Annotated in this window: 2 protein-coding genes; both read right to left on the bottom strand. The window is 43.2% G+C overall.

Annotated elements, in window-relative coordinates:
* Positions 1 to 1,440 (bottom strand): tRNA (N6-isopentenyl adenosine(37)-C2)-methylthiotransferase MiaB (gene miaB / locus AZ66_RS28355; protein ID WP_044357993.1); only part of this gene is annotated, 1,440 nt, incomplete at its 3' end.
* Between the two features lie 754 nt (positions 1,441 to 2,194).
* Entirely contained in the window at positions 2,195 to 2,578 is a 384-nt protein-coding gene (locus AZ66_RS28350) for a DUF1259 domain-containing protein (protein WP_044357992.1), read from the bottom strand.
* Positions 2,579 to 2,680: the final 102 nt, after the last annotated feature.

The raw sequence follows: 2,680 nt of genomic DNA, 5'->3' as shown, positions 1-2,680 counted from the left end.
ATGGACAAGCTTGTTCGTGCGCGTTCGAGCGGATAGAATGTCCGGGTTATTCTTGCTCTCCCCTTCCACTAGCACCTCCACCACTTGATCTTGCAGCCTTTCATTGCTTCGACGGCTCTGAGCCTGCAGCAGGGCGTTCAAGCGCTGCAGGCGCTCCTTCTTCACTTCCATCGGAACATTGTCTTCCATCCCTGCCGCCGGTGTGCCTTCGCGCGGGGAATAGATGAATGTATAGGCAAAGTCGAACTCTACCTCCCGTACAAGCGACATCGTTTCTTCGAACTGTTCGTCCGTCTCGCCAGGGAACCCCACAATAAAATCCGTTGTAAAGACAACATCCGGTATCGCCTGTTTGATTTTAAATGCCAGCTCCAGGAATCGCTCCCGATCATACTTGCGGCTCATCTTCTTCAATATTTCCGTACTCCCTGACTGTACAGGAAGATGAATATGCTCAACTAGGTTGCCGCGCTTCGCCAGAACTTCAATTAATCTATCGTCAAAGTCTCTTGGATGTGAAGTGGTGAAGCGGATACGCGGCACATCAATAGTTCGAATTTCGTCCATCAGATCGCCGAACGAGTAATCGATGTCCGTAAAGTCTTTGCCGTAAGCGTTGACGTTTTGACCAAGCAGTGTAATTTCCTTGAATCCTTGACGAGCCAAGTCTCTTACTTCGGCAATTACGTCTTCCGGACGGCGGCTTCGTTCTTTGCCACGGGTATAAGGAACAATGCAATATGTACAGAACTTATCACAGCCATACATAATGTTGACCCAAGCTCGCATTCCTTCCCGCTTCTTCGGCAGATTCTCGATGATATCGCCTTCCTTAGACCACACTTCCACGACCATTTCCTTGTTGAACAAGGCATCGCGCACCAAAATCGGCAAGCGGTGAATATTATGCGTGCCGAATACGATATCAACAAATTGATGCTTCTGCATAATGCGATTCACGACATTTTCTTCTTGGGACATACAACCGCACACGCCAAGAATAAGCCCCGGTCTTTGCATCTTCAATGTCTTCAAATGTCCAAGCTCACCAAATACTTTATCTTCTGCATTTTCACGAATCGCGCATGTATTTAATAAGATAATATCTGCTTGTTTCCGGTCTTCCGTTTTTTCATAGCCCATCTGTTCAAGCAAGCCGCTCATCGTCTCGGAATCATGCTCATTCATTTGGCAGCCAAATGTATAGATAATATATTTCTTCCCAACGCCTAGTCCCTGCAGTTCCTCAGGCACGGCCTGATCATAGTGTACCTGTACATCCTGCTTGCCCCGCTGCTTCTCCTGACGTTGGTTAGGCTCCGAAATAATGTTGATTTCACGACCATTTATACGAATCCGTTTACCTTGTTCATCCTCGGAAATGACTTTGGCATTCGAGAAATCAAAATATTTGGAGTAATCTTTCGACTCTTTGTTCATTGGTCGGCACTCCTTCTTCTCATTCGATTCTGTAGTCTGTAGGTTATCTATGTACATGAACATCACTTCAAATTATACCATCATCCGAAGAGGAGAGCCAAGAATGAACTTCCATATTTAGTTATTAGGGGGTAGGCAATTGCCTTATGTCGCCCAATACACTGAAATGGTGCGGTTTTCTGAGCTTTCGTTACAGACAAGGTTGGACAACGTTATCCGATGTTTGACATCGATTTTGTGAGTATAGTGTGGGTAATGTGGGCAAAGAAAACCTCGGTCTCAATCGGAAATTCACCTATTTATGGTACATTTAAAACATCTTCAATCCTTACCCATTGTTTTTCCCCATTAGACGTACTCTCCTATCTAAGCTGTCAATATCAATTACTTGCCCCATGAGCTGGCACATAGAATGCGATCATAGATTAGTTACGTAAGGGATTGAATAAAAATAGACGCAATTCACATTCAAACATACGTATTCTCTTTCGTTTTTATCCCAGTAAGCTGCTGTAGGTCAATAAGCAGGTACTAAATGCAAAAAGTCAGTACTGAGGAGTATGCGTCAGTTAAATAAGGGAGGCGACTAATGAGGGACATCGTTTAAAAAAAAGAAGTCGAGATGTATCAGATAAAAATGGGACAAATTTGCGTATCGAGGTTAAGTTAAACAGTACATAAAAAAATTAATATTTCAAAGAGCCGAGGGATGCTTTCCTCGGCTCTTGTTTCATGCGTTAGTTTTAATTAAAACCTATTTTTTTAAGACATTTAAAGCTGCTCTTAATTTTCTGGCAAACGTAACAGGGTTCTCGATCGTTTCAAGATGCAGGTACATTAAGCGTGGCTTATCAAATAACCAATGATTGTGTATTGCCGTGATTTTGAATCCCTGTTTGCGAACTGCATTGATAAAGCGCTGGACTTCCGATTGGAGCAGTGTAATTTCCGCGGTATTAAGCGTTGTTCCATTTTTCGGCGATTGAATCGTGATTTCATGCTCTGTCTCATAGTTTCTCCCAAGGATTCTTGCATTTAATTTTCTCTCGACCATAATGCTACAGCTTTTCCCATCGGACATTCCCTTTCCACCTAGGATCTTTGCAAGGCGCTTACAAAGTGACTCGGAAATTTTCATGTCGTGGTCTCCTTTTCCGTAGATGATACAAAATATGAAGGTTGGAAAAGTGACGGAACTAGCCAATATCCTGTGATAATAAAAATGTGCATTGCTACGTTA

It is taken from the genome of Paenibacillus sp. E194, assembly GCF_000935845.1.
Lineage (GTDB): Bacteria > Bacillota > Bacilli > Paenibacillales > Paenibacillaceae > Paenibacillus_B > Paenibacillus_B alvei_B.
Note: the sequence above shows the minus strand (reverse complement) of the source record. Positions and strands in the feature narration are given on the sequence as shown.

Excerpts from the sequence above, each read along its gene's own strand:
- AZ66_RS28350 (WP_044357992.1), bottom strand. The coding sequence starts at position 2,578 with ATGAAAATTTCCGAGTCACTTTGTAAGCGCCTTGCAAAGATCCTAGGT.